General features: G+C 71.4%; 8 protein-coding genes. 3 read left to right on the forward strand and 5 right to left on the reverse strand.

Annotated features, from left to right (window positions below):
* Positions 1–236: 236 nt before the first annotated feature.
* Together EL266_RS11490 and EL266_RS11495 are read left to right on the forward strand one after the other, a co-directional pair.
* The gene (locus tag EL266_RS11490) at positions 237–1,163 is read left to right on the forward strand and encodes an ABC transporter ATP-binding protein (protein ID WP_026427938.1); all 927 of its coding nucleotides are present in this window, start codon (positions 237–239) and stop codon (positions 1,161–1,163) included.
* A complete protein-coding gene (locus tag EL266_RS11495; RefSeq protein WP_232012028.1) occupies positions 1,160–2,548 on the forward strand; it encodes an ABC transporter permease in 1,389 nt (462 codons plus the stop codon). Before EL266_RS11490 ends, EL266_RS11495 begins: the two co-directional genes overlap by 4 nt.
* A gap of 72 nt (positions 2,549–2,620) precedes the next feature.
* On the opposite strand, the gene ndk is transcribed toward EL266_RS11495, so the two are convergent.
* A complete protein-coding gene (ndk, locus tag EL266_RS11500; RefSeq protein WP_026427939.1) occupies positions 2,621–3,058 on the reverse strand; it encodes a nucleoside-diphosphate kinase in 438 nt (145 codons plus the stop codon).
* Between the two features lie 197 nt (positions 3,059–3,255).
* Between ndk and EL266_RS11505 the strand changes: the two genes are divergently transcribed.
* A complete protein-coding gene (locus tag EL266_RS11505) occupies positions 3,256–3,984 on the forward strand; it encodes a UTRA domain-containing protein (protein WP_026427940.1) in 729 nt (242 codons plus the stop codon).
* 76 nt (positions 3,985–4,060) lie between these two features.
* Here EL266_RS11505 and EL266_RS11510 read toward each other — a convergent pair whose 3' ends face one another.
* The 4 genes from EL266_RS11510 to ileS all read right to left on the reverse strand — a co-directional run bounded on the left by EL266_RS11510 (position 4,061) and on the right by ileS (position 13,341).
* Entirely contained in the window at positions 4,061–6,163 is a 2,103-nt protein-coding gene (locus EL266_RS11510) for a glucose PTS transporter subunit IIA (RefSeq protein WP_051281430.1), read from the reverse strand.
* 193 nt (positions 6,164–6,356) lie between these two features.
* Positions 6,357–8,036, reverse strand: a complete 1,680-nt coding sequence (locus tag EL266_RS11515) for an alpha,alpha-phosphotrehalase (protein ID WP_026427942.1) — start codon at positions 8,034–8,036, stop codon at positions 6,357–6,359.
* A 197-nt stretch (positions 8,037–8,233) separates the two neighbouring features.
* Entirely contained in the window at positions 8,234–10,039 is a 1,806-nt protein-coding gene (locus EL266_RS11520) for a bifunctional folylpolyglutamate synthase/dihydrofolate synthase (protein ID WP_026427943.1), read from the reverse strand.
* Complete coding sequence (gene ileS, locus EL266_RS11525; protein WP_026427944.1) at positions 10,036–13,341, reverse strand: isoleucine--tRNA ligase; 3,306 nt, start codon at positions 13,339–13,341, stop codon at positions 10,036–10,038. Before ileS ends, EL266_RS11520 begins: the two co-directional genes overlap by 4 nt.
* Positions 13,342–13,780: the final 439 nt, after the last annotated feature.

The raw sequence follows: 13,780 nt of genomic DNA on the forward strand, positions 1-13,780 counted from the left end.
TTGAGATGCACGGGAACCACGATATCGGCTCCCACTGCCCGGCGCTGCGCCCCACGCCCTGGCCCCCGGCGCGCCCGCGCATCCCTGGCGGGCGCCGTCTCCCCAGGGCCCCGATGCCGGTCGTGACCACGGCACAGGATCGCGCAGGAGGTTTGACAAGCACATGCGGGTCGCTCAGACTTTCCAGGCCCCTGGCGCTGGGATTCGGCGCCGCCTGTCAGGACCTCGGGAGCGCCATGCTCACAATCTCGGCACTGTCCAAGAGACTCGCCGCGGTGCAGGCCCTCGATGGCCTGTCCCTCGACCTGCGGGCCGGGGAGCTCGTGGGCCTCGTGGGCGCCAGCGGCGCCGGGAAGTCCACCACCATGCGCCTCATCATGGGCTCATTGGCGCCCGACGCCGGCTCCCTGACCTGGATGGGCCGTCCGATCGACGCCGCCGCGCGCCGTCGCTTCGGCTACATGCCCCAGGAGCGCGGCCTCTACCCCCGCATGACGGTGGTCGAGCAGCTGACCTACCTGGCCCGGATCCACGGCCTGGGCGCCCGGGCGGCCGCGGAGTCGGCCGCCACCTGGATCGAGCGCCTGGGGCTGGAGGCGCGCCGCGGCACGGAGATCCAGCGGCTCTCCCCCGGCGATCAGCAGCGCGTCCAGCTCGCGGCCGCCCTGGTGGCCGACCCCGAGCTGCTGATCCTCGATGATCCCTTCTCCGGAGCCGATCCCCTCACCCAGGACATCATGAGCCAGGTCCTCCATGAGCGCGCCCGAGCCGGAGTTCCGGCGCTCGTCTCCTCCCACCGGCTCGAGGTGGTCGAGCGCCTGTGCGACCGCGTGGCCATCATCCGTCAGGGCCGCCTGGTGGCCGATGGCACCGCCGCCCAGCTCCGGGCCTCCACCGAGCCGCGGTGGCGGGCGGTCGTGGAGCCCGAGCCCCGCGCCGTCCCCCACGATCCCAGCGCCCTGGCCTCCCTCCCCCACGCGCGCGCGGAGCGCAGCGCCGAGGGCCGCCTGATCCTGACCGCGGGCGGCCCGGATGAGCAGGCGCTCCTGGCCGTGGCCCAGCGCCTGGGCACGGTGCGCGAGCTGGGCCCCGTGCGCCGCCCCCTGGACGAGATCTTCCGCGAGGCCCTGGCCGCTCCCCATCCCGACAAGGACTCCCCGTGACGTCATCTCCTCCCGATTCCCCCGAAGCCCCCGACTCCCCCTGCTCTCCGGGCTCCCCCGGCGCTCCCGGCTCGACGACGCCGGTGCCCGGCGCGGCGGGGCCCGGCGACGACGCCCCCTCCGGAGCCCAGGGCGCTCACGCCCTGGGCCTGCGCGAGGAGATCATGCTGGTCGCCGGCCGTGAGCTGCGCGTCCTGCTGCTGCGGCGCTCCTCAATCGTCTCCATGATCATCGTGCTGGTGCTCACCGTCGGCGGGATCCTCACGACCAGTGCCGTGATCGGAGGCGGGCAGGGGCCCTACCGGGTGGGCGTGCACGGCGCCGAGCCCCGGGTCGTGGCGGGGCTGGACCGGGTGGTGGACTCCCGGGGCGAGCCCGTCGAGGCGGTGGCCCTGGCCGGGGTCGAGCCGGCCGCGGCCCTTCAGGAGGATGCCCCCGAGGGCTCGGCCGTGGACATGGTCCTGGACCTGAGCGGGACCAGGCCTGTGCTCCTGGTGCGCGGGCGGGCCGATGAGACCGTGGTCTCGGGCATCACGGCGCTGGCCCGGCAGGCGGCTCTGAGCGAGCAGATCGCCTCCCTGGGAGGGGACCCGGCCCGGGTCTCCTCCACCCTGACCAAGGCCACCCCCACGGTCGAGGTGCTGGACGCCGACGCCCGGGACTCCGCCGAGCTCCCCGCTCGCTACGCGATCCTCATGGTCATGGATCTGCTGGTCATGCTCGCCCTCATGGGCGGGGGCCAGGTCATCGCCATGGGTGTGGTCCAGGAGAAGTCCAGCCGCATCGTGGAGATCCTCCTGGCCTGCGTGCGCCCCGCCTCCCTGCTGGCGGGCAAGACGATCGGCGTGGGCATCGCCGTCGTCGTGAGCCTGGGGGGCATTGGGGTGGCGGGGGCGCTGGCTGCCGCGGCCACGGATCTGCTGTCGCCCACCACGGTCCGACTGGATGCCATCGTCCTGGCGATGCTGGTGTGGATGGTGGTCGGCCACGCCATCTATGCGGTGACCTTCGCCGCGGCGGCCTCGCTGGTCAGCCGCCGGGAGGACCTCAGGGCGGTCACGATGCCCCTGGTGGCCCTGATGACGATCGCCTACACCCTGACCATCGTCATGGCCCTGGGGGATCCTGACCAGCCGGTCCTGCGGGCGCTGTCCTACCTGCCGCCCCTCGCGCCCTTCATGATGCCCGGGCGCCTGGTGCTGGGCGCCTCCTCCTGGGCTGACCAGCTCATCGCCCTGGTCATCGCCCTGGCCTTCCTGCCGGCGCTGGTGCGCGTGGCGGCGGAGGTCTACACCCGGGCCGTGACCCGCATGGGCGCCCGGGTGCCGTTGCGGGAGGCCCTGGGCGCCCTGGGCTCCAGCGAATCGACGAGCGCCGAGCGCTGAGTCCCGGACGACTCAGGCGCCCCGGCGGGCAGGCACAGCCGGGGCGCCTGCCCGCCGGCTCGGTCACACGGCTCAGCGCGCCAGCTCGGGGAACCAGATGGCGATCTCGCGCTCGGCGGAGTCATCGCTGTCCGAGCCGTGCACGAGGTTCTCGATCACCGCGGTGCCCCAGTCCCGGCCCAGGTCCCCGCGGATGGTGCCGGGGGCCGCCGCGGTGGGGTCCGTGGGTCCCATGAGGCTGCGCACGCCCTCGACGACGCGCTGGCCCTCGGCGACCGCGGCCACGACGGGCCCGGAGGTCATGTACTCCACGATCCCTGGGTAGAAGGGCTTGTCCACGTGCTCGGCGTAGTGCTCGGCCAGGAGCTCGGGCGTGGGGGTGGTCACCCGCAGGGCGGTCAGCCCATAGCCCTTGGCCTCGATGCGCCGCAGGATCTCACCGGTCAGGCGGCGGGTGACGGCGTCGGGCTTGATGAGGATGAGGATGCGCCCGGGGGCGGTTGCGGTCATGGGTGGTCCTTTCAGGCCTTATCAGGGATGGTCGTGGAGGAATGGTGCGCGCCACTGGGGCATCCCCGCAAGTGCTCGACGGCGCGCCTGGCCCACCGCCATGGCGCAGCCGTGGTTAGGTGTGCGCGCAGGCCGCATCGGATCGGCTCGGCGCCGATCCGCTCCGGCCGCCCCGCACGCCCCAGGAGGATGCCGCCATGGCGCAGGCCAAGTACGACCAGATCTTCCAGGCCCTGCGCTCCCGGATCGAGTCCGGCCACTACGGCTACCTGGACTTCCTGCCCTCGGAGAACGCGGTGGCCCGGGAGTTCGACACCACGCGTAACACGGTGCGCAAGGCGATCGCCCTGCTGGTGGCCCAGGGCCTGGTCCAGACCATGCAGGGACGGGGCGTCCAGGTGATCCGGCGGCCGCGCCCGGCCTCGACCTTCACCATCGGGGGGATCGAGTCCATGACGGAGGCCGTCTCCCGCCTGGGCATCGCGCTGAGCACCCACATGATCTGCCTGGAGACCGCCACGGTCGATGACGATCTGGCCGAGCGCAGCGGGCTGGCGGCGGGGGCCCGGGTCACGGTCTTCGAGCGGCTGCGGCTGCTCGACGACGTCCCCCTGATCATGGACCGCAGCTGCTTCCTGACCGAGATGGTCCCGGGGCTCAGCCCCCAGATCGTGGAGTCCTCCGTGTACCGCTACATCGAGGGCGAGTTGGGGCTGCGCGTGGCCACGGCCAGCCGGGAGGTCCGGGTCGAGCCGGCCACCGCCCAGGACCGGCGCCTCCTGCACCTGGCGGGGATGGACTGCGTGGTCGTGGTCTCCTCCACGGTCTTCGACTCCTCGGGGACGCCCTTCGAGTACACCGTCTCGCGCCACTCCCCAGTGGACTTCGCCTTCCAGACCACCGCCCACCGGCTCCCGAGCCCCTGAGTGGCCGGGTCGAGCGCCGGTGCCCGGCGCCGCCAAGGCGGGCCGGGCACCATCAGGAGGCGCATGCGCGCCGGGGCTACTTCGCGACGGGCTCGCGGTTGCCCAGGCGGACCTTCTTGACGTCCCGCCCGGCATCGAAGTCGGCCTCCTTGAAGCCGAAGAAGTAGGTGGCGGCGAAGGAGACCACCAGGGCCGCGATCGAGGCGATCCAGAATCCGGTGAAGCCGGCGTCGATGCCCTGGGGGTTGACGAAGGAGGGGAAGCCGACGAAGGCGCCGGTGAAGCCGTACATGTTGACCCCCAGCAGCCCGGTGAGCAGGCCGCCGACGGCGCCCCCGAGGGAGGCGGTGATGAAGATGCGCCCGTACTTGAGGTTGAGGCCGTACATGGCCGGCTCGGTGACCCCGCAGAAGGCGGAGATGGTGGCCGTCCCGGCCATGCCGCGGATCTTGGCCTTCTTGATCTTGAGCCACACGGCCAGGGCCCCGCCTCCCTGGGCGATCATGGTGGCCGAGACGATGGCGTTGAGCGGTGAGCTCCCCGCCGAGGCCAGCTCGGAGGAGATGAGTGGGATGACGGCCCAGTGCAGGCCGAAGATGACCAGGCACTGGTAGAAGCCGCCGATGAGCAGCCCTGCCAGCGGGTAGTTGAAGGACAGCACGGCGTTGATGAGGGCGGCGATGCCACCGGAGACGAACATGACGATGGGCCCGAAGACCAGCAGGATGAGGGCCGAGACCACGAAGATCTCGATCAGCGGCATGAAGATGGAGCGCACGACGGCGGGGATCATCCGCTTGAGCGGCGGCTCGATCAGGGAGGCCAGCCAGGCGGCGACGATGATGGGGAAGATCGAGTAGGCGTAGGCGTTGCCCTCGGGGAGGGCCACCGGGATCCCGAAGAACTCTGCGTTGAAGACCGTGCGCCCCACCTGGGCCACCACGTGGTAGCCCTCGGCCTCGGGGTCGGCCATCTGCACCACGGAGGGGTAGGCCAGCACGCCGCCGATGATGGCCACGACGATGGGGTCCGAGCCCAGGCGCCTAGCGGCGGTGAAGCCCACGATGATGGGCAGGAAGTAGAACATGGACGAGCTCATCGCGTCGATGAACCTGTAGGTGTCGGACTCGGCCGTCACGACCTGGAACTGGGTGAGCAGGGCCAGGACGCCCTTGAGGATGCCGGAGGCGGCAAGCATGCCCACCACGGGGATCATGGAGCCGGTGATGACCCCGATGAGGGAGGAGAAGCCGAGCTTGACCCAGCCCCATGGCGTCGAGGGCCGCTCGACCACCTCCACGGCCTCCTCGGCGCCAGCGGCGCCGATGCCGGGCAGCTGGGCCACGACGGCCTCGTAGACGTCGACGACCTCGGGGCCGATGACCACCTGGTACTGACCGCCGGACTTGACCACGTCGATGACGCCGTCAAGGTCGGTCACGGCCGCGTCGTCGGCGATGGACTCGTCCTTGAGGTAGAAGCGCACGCGGGTGATGCAGTGGATGACGGAGCGGACGTTGTCGGCCCCGCCGATGCCGGCGATGATGTCGGCGGCGGTGGCGTCGAATCCGGTCAGTCCATCGCCGCGCTCACCGCCCTGGTCGGTCTGTGCGGGTGCAGCGGCGGGTCCGGCGGCCGGGCCCTGGTCATCGTCCTGGTCATCATCCTCGGCCTTGAGGGTGGCGGTGGCGATGGGCGCGCCCGCCTGGGCCGGGCCGGGCTGGACCGAGAGGGACTCCAGGTGGGTGGGGGTGTTGGTCAGGACCACGATGGCGGTGGTGGCCTTGCCCGCCTCGCGCACGGCCGTGAGGTCCATGGTGCCCAGGGGCTGGCCCGCCGTGACCGTGTCCCCCGCGCTCACGCTCAGGTCGAAGGGCGCTCCCTCGAGCTCGACGGTGTCCACGCCCAGGTGGAGGAGGACCTCCAGTCCGGAGTCGGCCCTCAGGCCGATGGCGTGGCCGGTGGCGGCCACCATGGTGACCGAGGCGTCCACGGGGGCGACGATGCGGCCGTCCTCGGGCTCGACGCCGAGGCCATCGCCCACGGCCTTGGATGAGAAGACCGGATCGGGGACCTCATCCAGGGGGATGACGCTGCCCGTGACCGGGGAGACGAGGGGGACCAGGCGGCCTGGTCCTGGTGAGTCGGGTGAGTCGGAGGGAGAGTCTGGGGTGGACATGCTGATGGCTCCTGTGTCGTTGCTGGTGTCGGCTGGTGGATCGGACGGTGGTCGGCTGGCGGGTCGGCTGGGACCGGCAGGCTCAGGCTGATGCCGGCCGTCGCCCGGTCGCGATGACCGCCTCGCGTCAAGGGCGCTCGACGGGATGTGGATGTCGGGTGGCGGAATGGCGGATGCTGGGCTGTGGGCCGCCTCAGGCCAGGAGGGCCAGGGCCTCGTAGGGGCGCAGCTCGATGGACTGGCCATGATGGGCTGAGGCCTGCCCCTGCGCCGGGGCCTGGGCGCCCAAGCGATCGGGGTAGTTGCCGATGAGGACGCCAGCACCCTCGAAGGAGCCGGGCACCTCCACGCTGGTGGCGCGCCCGCGGAAGTTGCACAGCACGAGCAGGCGCGTCCCGTCGAGCTCGCGGATGTAGCCCAGGACCTCGGGATGCTCCGGGGCATGGGGGGCGTAGCTACCGCGGGAGATCACGGCATGCTGCTTGCGCAGGGCGATGAGGCGGCGGTAATAGGGAAGAATCACCCCCTCGCGCTCCTCGCGGGCCACGTTGATGGTCTTCTGGTTGGTGGGCCGCAGCCAGGGCGTGCCCTCGGTGAAGCCGGCTCCCGGGGAGGCGTCCCACTGCATGGGGGTGCGGGCATTGTCCCTGGCCTTGGCGCGGACGATGGCGAGGGCCTCGGCCTGGCCAGCGCCCCCGGCCCTGAGCTCGTCGTAGGCATTGCGGGCCTCGACGTCGACGTAGTCCTCGATAGTGAGGTAGTCGGGGTCGGTCATGCCGATCTCCTCGCCCATGTAGACGTAGGGCGTGCCCCGCAGCAGGTGGATCGCGGTGGCCAGCATGGTGGCGGACTCGGCGCGATAGTGCCCGGGGTCGGCGAAGCGGTTGAGGGCCCGGGGCTGGTCGTGGTTGTTCCAGAACAGAGCGTTCCAGCCGCCCCCCGCCTGCATCCCGGCCGCCCACTGGTCGATGATGCGCTTGAGGGCGGCCAGGTCGTAGGGCATGCGGGTCCACTTGGCGCCGTCGGCGTAGTCGACCTTGAGGTGGTGGAAGCTGAAGACCATACTCAGCTCGGCGTTGGCGGGGTTGGAGTAGCCCACGCAGGCCTCGACGGTGGTCGAGGACATCTCCCCCACGGTCACGGACTCGGGGTCCTGGCCGAAGCTGGCGGCGGCCAGCTCGCGCAGGTAGTCGTGGACCGCAGGGCCGTCGGTGTACATGGCGCGATCGTCGGTCCCGGCGGGGGCGTCGCGCAGCACCTCCTCCTTGCCGATGAGGTTGATGACATCGAAGCGGAAGCCGCGCACGCCCCGTGCGCGCCAGAAGTTGACCACGCGGGCGGCCTCGGCGCGCACGGCCGGGTTGCGCCAGTTGAGGTCGGCCTGGGTGGTGTCGAACAGGTGCAGGTAGTGCAGGCCGGTGTCCCCGAAGGGCGCCCAGGCCGAGCCGCCGAACTTCGAGACCCAGTTGGTGGGCGGGGAGCCGTCGGCCCGGGCGGGGCGCAGGATGTAGTAGTCCCGGTAGACCGGGTCCCCGGCCAGTGCCCGCTGGAACCACTCGTGCTCGGTGGAGGTGTGGTTGAGGACCATGTCGAGCATGACGCCGACCCCGCGCTCGGCCAGGACCGCGACCATCTCATCGAAGTCCTCCATGGTGCCCATGGCCGGGTCGATGGCGCAGTAGTCGGCCACGTCATAGCCGTTGTCATTCCCCGGGGAGGGGAAGAAGGGGTTGAGCCAGACCATGTCCACCCCGAGCGAGGCGATGTAGTCGGCCTTGTCGATGATCCCGCGCAGGTCGCCCACGCCATCGCCCGTGGTGTCACGGAAGGACTTGGGATAGATCTGGTAGACGACCTTGTCGTGGAAGGACATGGGAGGGATCTCCTGTGGAGCGTGGGGCCTGGGTCCGGAGCGAGCATCCGAACGACTTGTGCACACAAGTATGCACTTGTATGCACAAGCCCACCAGGCCTGGCGCTGTGCCCCTCACCACAGAGCGCACAGGCGGGGCCGGCTGCCGGATCACTGGCAGCCGGCCCCGCGACGACGATGAGAGCGGGCCCGCGGGCTCAGGACTTGCCGAACAGGGCCCGGGCCTCGGCGGCGAGAATGACCGAGCCGACGATGACGACCCCCGAGGCGGTCAGCGGGGCGTCGAAGCCCTCGGACAGGGCCACCGCCCGCTCCACACCCTCGGCCAGGGACTGGGCGGCGTGGGCGCGATCCTCCCCATAGACCTCCCGGGCCACCTTCTCCAGGTCCTCGACCTCCATGGCCCGCGGAGAGTCGATGGGCACGCACACCACCGCGTCCGTCACCGGCTCCAGGCCCGCGAGGATCCCCTCAACATCCTTATCCGCCATGACCCCCACCACGGCCACCAGGTGCCGGAAGCCGAAGACCTCCTCCAGTGCCTGGGCCAGGGCCTCGATGCCATGGGGGTTGTGGGCGGCGTCGACGACGACGCTGGGCGAGGAGCGCAGCACCTCCAGGCGCCCGGGCGAGGTCACCGAGGCGAATCCGTTCTCCACCACCCCGGGCGGCAGCGCCCGCCCGCCGAACAGCGCCTCGGCGGCCGCCAGTGCCAGCAGCGCGTTGCGGGCCTGATGCTCCCCGTGCAGGGGGACGAAGACGTCCTCATAGACCGCCGCCGCCGTGCGCAGGGTGACCAGCTGGCCGCCCACGGCGACCTGCCGCTCCCCCACCGCCAGCTCCCCGGCGCCCGGCTCCCCCGGATCCTCATCGGGATCGAGCTCGCGGCGCCACACCACGCGATGCTCGACGGCGGCCGCCTCGATCCGCTCACCGGCCTCGGGGACCTGATGGGCGCTGATGAGGGTGGCGCCGTCCTTGACGATTCCCGCCTTCTCCGAGGCGATCTCAGCCAGGGAGGAGCCCAGCCAGCGCTCATGATCCCGGCCGATGGGCGTGATGACCGCGATATCCCCGGGAACCGCGTTCGTGGCGTCCCAGCGCCCGCCCAGCCCGGTCTCGATCACCGCCACATCCACGGGATGGTCGGCGAAGACGGCCAGGGCCATGACGGCCAGGACCTCGAAGAAGGACAGGCGCGGGCCGCCGCGGGCCTGGGAGCGCTCGTCGACCATGGCGATGTAGGGGGCCACGTCCTCCCAGGCGGCGATGAACCCCTCCTCGCTGATCGGCTCGCCGTCCAGGCTGATGCGCTCGCGGATCGTGGCCAGGTGCGGGGAGGTGAAGCGCCCGGTGCGCATGCCGGTGGCGGCCGCCAGGCGCTCGACCATGCGGGCCGTCGAGGTCTTGCCGTTGGTGCCGGCGATGTGCACCGTGCGGTAGGCGCGCTCGGGGTGGCCCAGGATGTCGAGGACCTCCTCAACCCTCTCCAGGGAGGGCTGGACCTTGTGCTCGGGGGCCCGGTCCAGGATCTCGGCCTCGACGGCGCGCATGCGCTGAGAGACCTCGACGGATCGGGCCGCCGCCAGCAGCTCGGCGCGGTGGGTCCCCTCCTCATCGACCGGGCGGTCGGGCAGCTGGGGCTCCCAGGAGTCCCAGTCATCGCTGTCATCGGCGTCGACCTCCGCCAGGAGCTCCTCGAGCCGCTCCACGTCCCCGCCGGGCACGAGGTTGGCGGCCACGAGCTCGCGCAGGGCCTGGCGGTCCTCGGCATCCTGGGCCTGGGCCGCCAGATCGGCCTCCTCCTGCACGGCGTCGGCCTCGGACAGGGAGAGCCCCTGACCGCCGGCGGCCTCCAGGTAGGGCAGCAGCTCGGGATCGATGCCCTGGCCGCCGCCCTGGCCGAAGACGGCGTCGACGACCTCCTCGGCGCTGGCCCCCTCGGGGATCCCGAAGGCCGCGCCGGGATGCTCCTGGCCGCCGGCCGGGCCCGCCCCGCTCATGACCCCGCCTTGGTCACGCTCACCGAGGGCTGCGCCAGCCCGGGCTCGGCGATGACCGCGGCCTCGGCGCAGCCCACCTCGGACTTGATGAGGTCCAGGTGGGCGCCGGTCCAGGCGTCCTTGTCCTCAGGGACGCGCAGCTCCATGCGGATGCGGTCGCCCACGTGCAGACCGGCGGCCTTGCGCTCATCCATGACCAGGCGCACCAGGTCGCGGGCCCAGCCCTCGGCCTCCAGGGCGTCGTCCAGGGCGGTGTCCAGCACCACGAAGGCCCCCGAGGGCAGCATGGTGGCGGCTAGGGCCTCGTCGTCGACCTCGATGCGGGTGGTCACGGCGAAGGCGCCGTCCTCGGCGCGCAGGACCACGGGGGCGCCGTCGAGCAGCACCTGCTCGAAGCGCAGGTCCCCCTCCTGGGTCAGCTCCCACTCGCCGGCCTTGACGGCGGCGAAGAGCCGGGAGGTCAGCTTGCGGACCCGGGGGTCGAAGGACCGGGGGTTGAGGGAGACATCCGTGCTGGCCCGATACCCGGCGGACTCCGCGTCCAGGACCCGCACCTCCTTGACATTGACCTCCTCGGCCACGAGTTGGCGGAAGGGCGCCAGGCCCGCCGGGTCCCCCGTGGCGATGGTCAGGGCTCGCAACGGCTGGCGCACCCGCAGCTTCTCGGCCTTGCGCAGGCTCAGAGCCGCTGAGACCGCGGCGCGGGCCTCATCCATGGCGGTGACCAGGGCGGAGTCCGAGACGTGGGCGGGCAGCACCGGCCAGTCGCTCAGGTGCACCGAGCGCCCACCGGTCAGTCCCCGCCAGATCTCCTCGGAGACCAGGGGGGTCAAGGGGGCCATGATCTCGGTGAGCAGGCGCAGCACCGTGTGCAGGGTGTCGAAGGCGCCCGTGTCCCCCTCGGTGAAGCGCTGGCGGGAGGTGCGCAGGTACCAGTTGGTCAGCACATCCATGAAGTCACGGATCGAGGCGCAGGCCCCGGTGATGTCATAGGAGTCCATCTGGGCCCCCACCGTCTCGACCAGGTCGCGGGTGCGGGCCAGGATGTAGCGGTCCATGACATGCAGCCCGCCGTGCTTGGCGAACAGGGAGGCGTCCTGGAGGTCCACACCGCTGGTGACGTAGCCGCCCTGACCCGCCTGGCCGGAGTAGAGGGCGAAGAAGTACCAGGTGTTCCACAGCGGCAGGAGGACCTGGCGCACGGTGTCGCGGATGGCCTTGTCGGTGACCACGAGGTTGCCCCCGCGCACCACCGGCGCGGCCAGCAGGAACCAGCGCATGGCGTCGGCCCCGTCGCGGTCGAAGACCATGGAGACATCCGGGTAGTTGCGCAGCGACTTGCTCATCTTCGCCCCGTCGTCGCCCAGCAGGATGCCGTGGGAGATGCAGGAGGTGAAGGCGGGCCGGTCGAACAGGGCGGTGGCCAGCACGTGCAGGGTGTAGAACCAGCCGCGGGTCTGACCGATGTACTCCACGATGAAGTCGCCGGGGTTGTGGGACTCGAACCACTCGACGTTCTCGAAGGGGTAGTGGACCTGGGCGAAGGGCATCGCCCCGGACTCGAACCAGCAGTCCAGCACGTCGGGGATGCGGCGCATCGTGGACTGGCCGGTGGGGTCATCGGGGTTGGGGCGAGTCAGGGTGTCGATGAAGGGGCGGTGCAGGTCGGTGACCTCCACCCCGAAGTCGGCCTCCAGCTCGGCCAGGGAGCCGTAGACGTCGGTGCGCGGGTAGTCCGGGTTGTCCGAGACCCACACGGGGATGGGCGCCCCCCAGAAGCGGTTGCGCGAGATCGACCAGTCGCGGGCCCCGGCCAGCCAGTTGCCGAAGATCCCGTCCTTGATGTGGGCGGGGAACCAGTCGATCTGCTGGTTGAGCTCGACCATCCGGTCGCGGATCGCGGTGACGCGCACGAACCAGGAGGACACCGCCTTGTAGATCAGCGGCTTGCGGCAGCGCCAGCAGTGCGGGTAGGGGTGGACGTAGGAGGCCTGGCGCACCAGGACGGCGCGGATGGACTCCTCGCGGCGCGCCAGGGGCCCGGTGCCGTCGCGCAGATCGGCCACGATCGGCTTGTTGGCCTCGAAGACCTGCACCCCGGCGTAGTCGCTGACCTCGCTGGTGAAGCAGCCGCCGTCGTCGACGGGGACCACGGTGCCGATGCCGGCTTCCTGGCAGGCGATCATGTCGTCCTCACCGAAGGCGGGGGCGATGTGGACCAGCCCCGTGCCGTCATCGGTGGTCACGTAGTCGGCGGTGATGACCGTCCAGCCGCGCGGGCCGGGGGCGGCGCCCTCGGCCCGGTGGGCCTCATCGTCGAAGTAGTCGAAGATCGGGTGGTAGCGCAGCCCCGCCAGCTCGGCGCCCGTGCGCCGGGCCACCACCTGGGGGTCCGCGCCGAGCTCGCGCTCGTAGGCGCCGATGAGGTCGGTGGCGATGACGACGCGCTCGCCGGCCAGCGGGGAGTCCAGGCCCGGGTCGACGGCCACCGTGGCGTACTCGACCTGCGGGCCGACGGCGATGGCCAGGTTGGAGGGCAGGGTCCAGGGCGTGGTGGTCCAGATGAGGAGGAGCTCGCCGTCGACCGAGCGCAGGCCCACGGTCACCGTGTTGTCCTGGCGGTCCTGGTAGACGTCGTCATCCATCTTGAGCTCGTGGTTGCTCAAGGGGGTGCGGTCGTTCCAGCAGTAGGGCAGGACGCGGTAGCCCTGGTAGGCCAGGTCCTTGTCCCACAGCTGCTTGAAGGCCCAGATGACCGACTCCATGTAGGAGGGGTCCAGGGTCTTGTAGTCGTTGTCGAAGTCCACCCAGCGCGCCTGGCGGGTGACGTAGTCCTCCCACTCGCGGGTGTAGCGCAGCACCGAGGAGCGGCACTCGGCGTTGAAGGCCTCGATGCCGATGCCGCCCTCGCGGGTGATCTCCGAGACGTCGTCGATGCCCAGGAGCCGCTGGGCCTCCAGCTCGGCGGGCAGGCCGTGGGTGTCCCAGCCGAAGCGCCGCTCGACGCGCTTGCCGCGCTGGGTCTGGTAGCGGCCCACCGCGTCCTTGACGTAGCCGGTCAGCAGGTGGCCGTAGTGAGGCAGGCCGTTGGCGAAGGGCGGGCCGTCGTAGAAGACGAACTCATCGCAGGGCTCGTCCCGGTTGGCGATGGAGGCGGCGAAGGTGCCGTCCTGCCTCCAGTAGGCCAGGACCTCCTCCTCGATGGCGGGGAAGGAGGGCGAGGGGGTGACCTGCTCGCCGGGTCGGTGCAGGGGGTAGAAGGAGGCGCCGGTGGTGGGGCGCTCGGTGCTCTGCTCAGCCATCTGGGTGTGCCTCGTTGTGCTCGTGCCTGCCGCCCGGGGCGGACGCCCAGGGCTCGACGAGGACGACGACGGCGCCGCGGCCGGCCCTGGGCCGACCGGGTGCACCGCACCGCGGTACCACCTCGCTTGCCGTGCCTCCCGTGGGTGGCGCGGCCGCTTCATTGCCAGCTGTGACGGGCTGTCCCGTCCGGTTCTACTGGGGGCCGCCCGCTGTGGTGCGGCCCGGTTCTTCCGGAGGCTCGCCGGTGATGGCCGGGTCAATGCCTGTGGACTGGGGAGTGTAGTGGCCAGGGACCGCCTGGGGCCAGTCGAGGGCGGGCCCTGCGGCGTCGTCATGGCCACACTCGCCTGCGGCGAGCCCCGCAAGGCGCCCCGGGCCTGACGGTGCGGTCCGCGGCCCGGGGCGATTCGGGGTGCCTGTGACTGCCTCCTGTGACTG

Source organism: Actinomyces slackii (assembly GCF_900637295.1).
GTDB lineage: Bacteria > Actinomycetota > Actinomycetes > Actinomycetales > Actinomycetaceae > Actinomyces > Actinomyces slackii.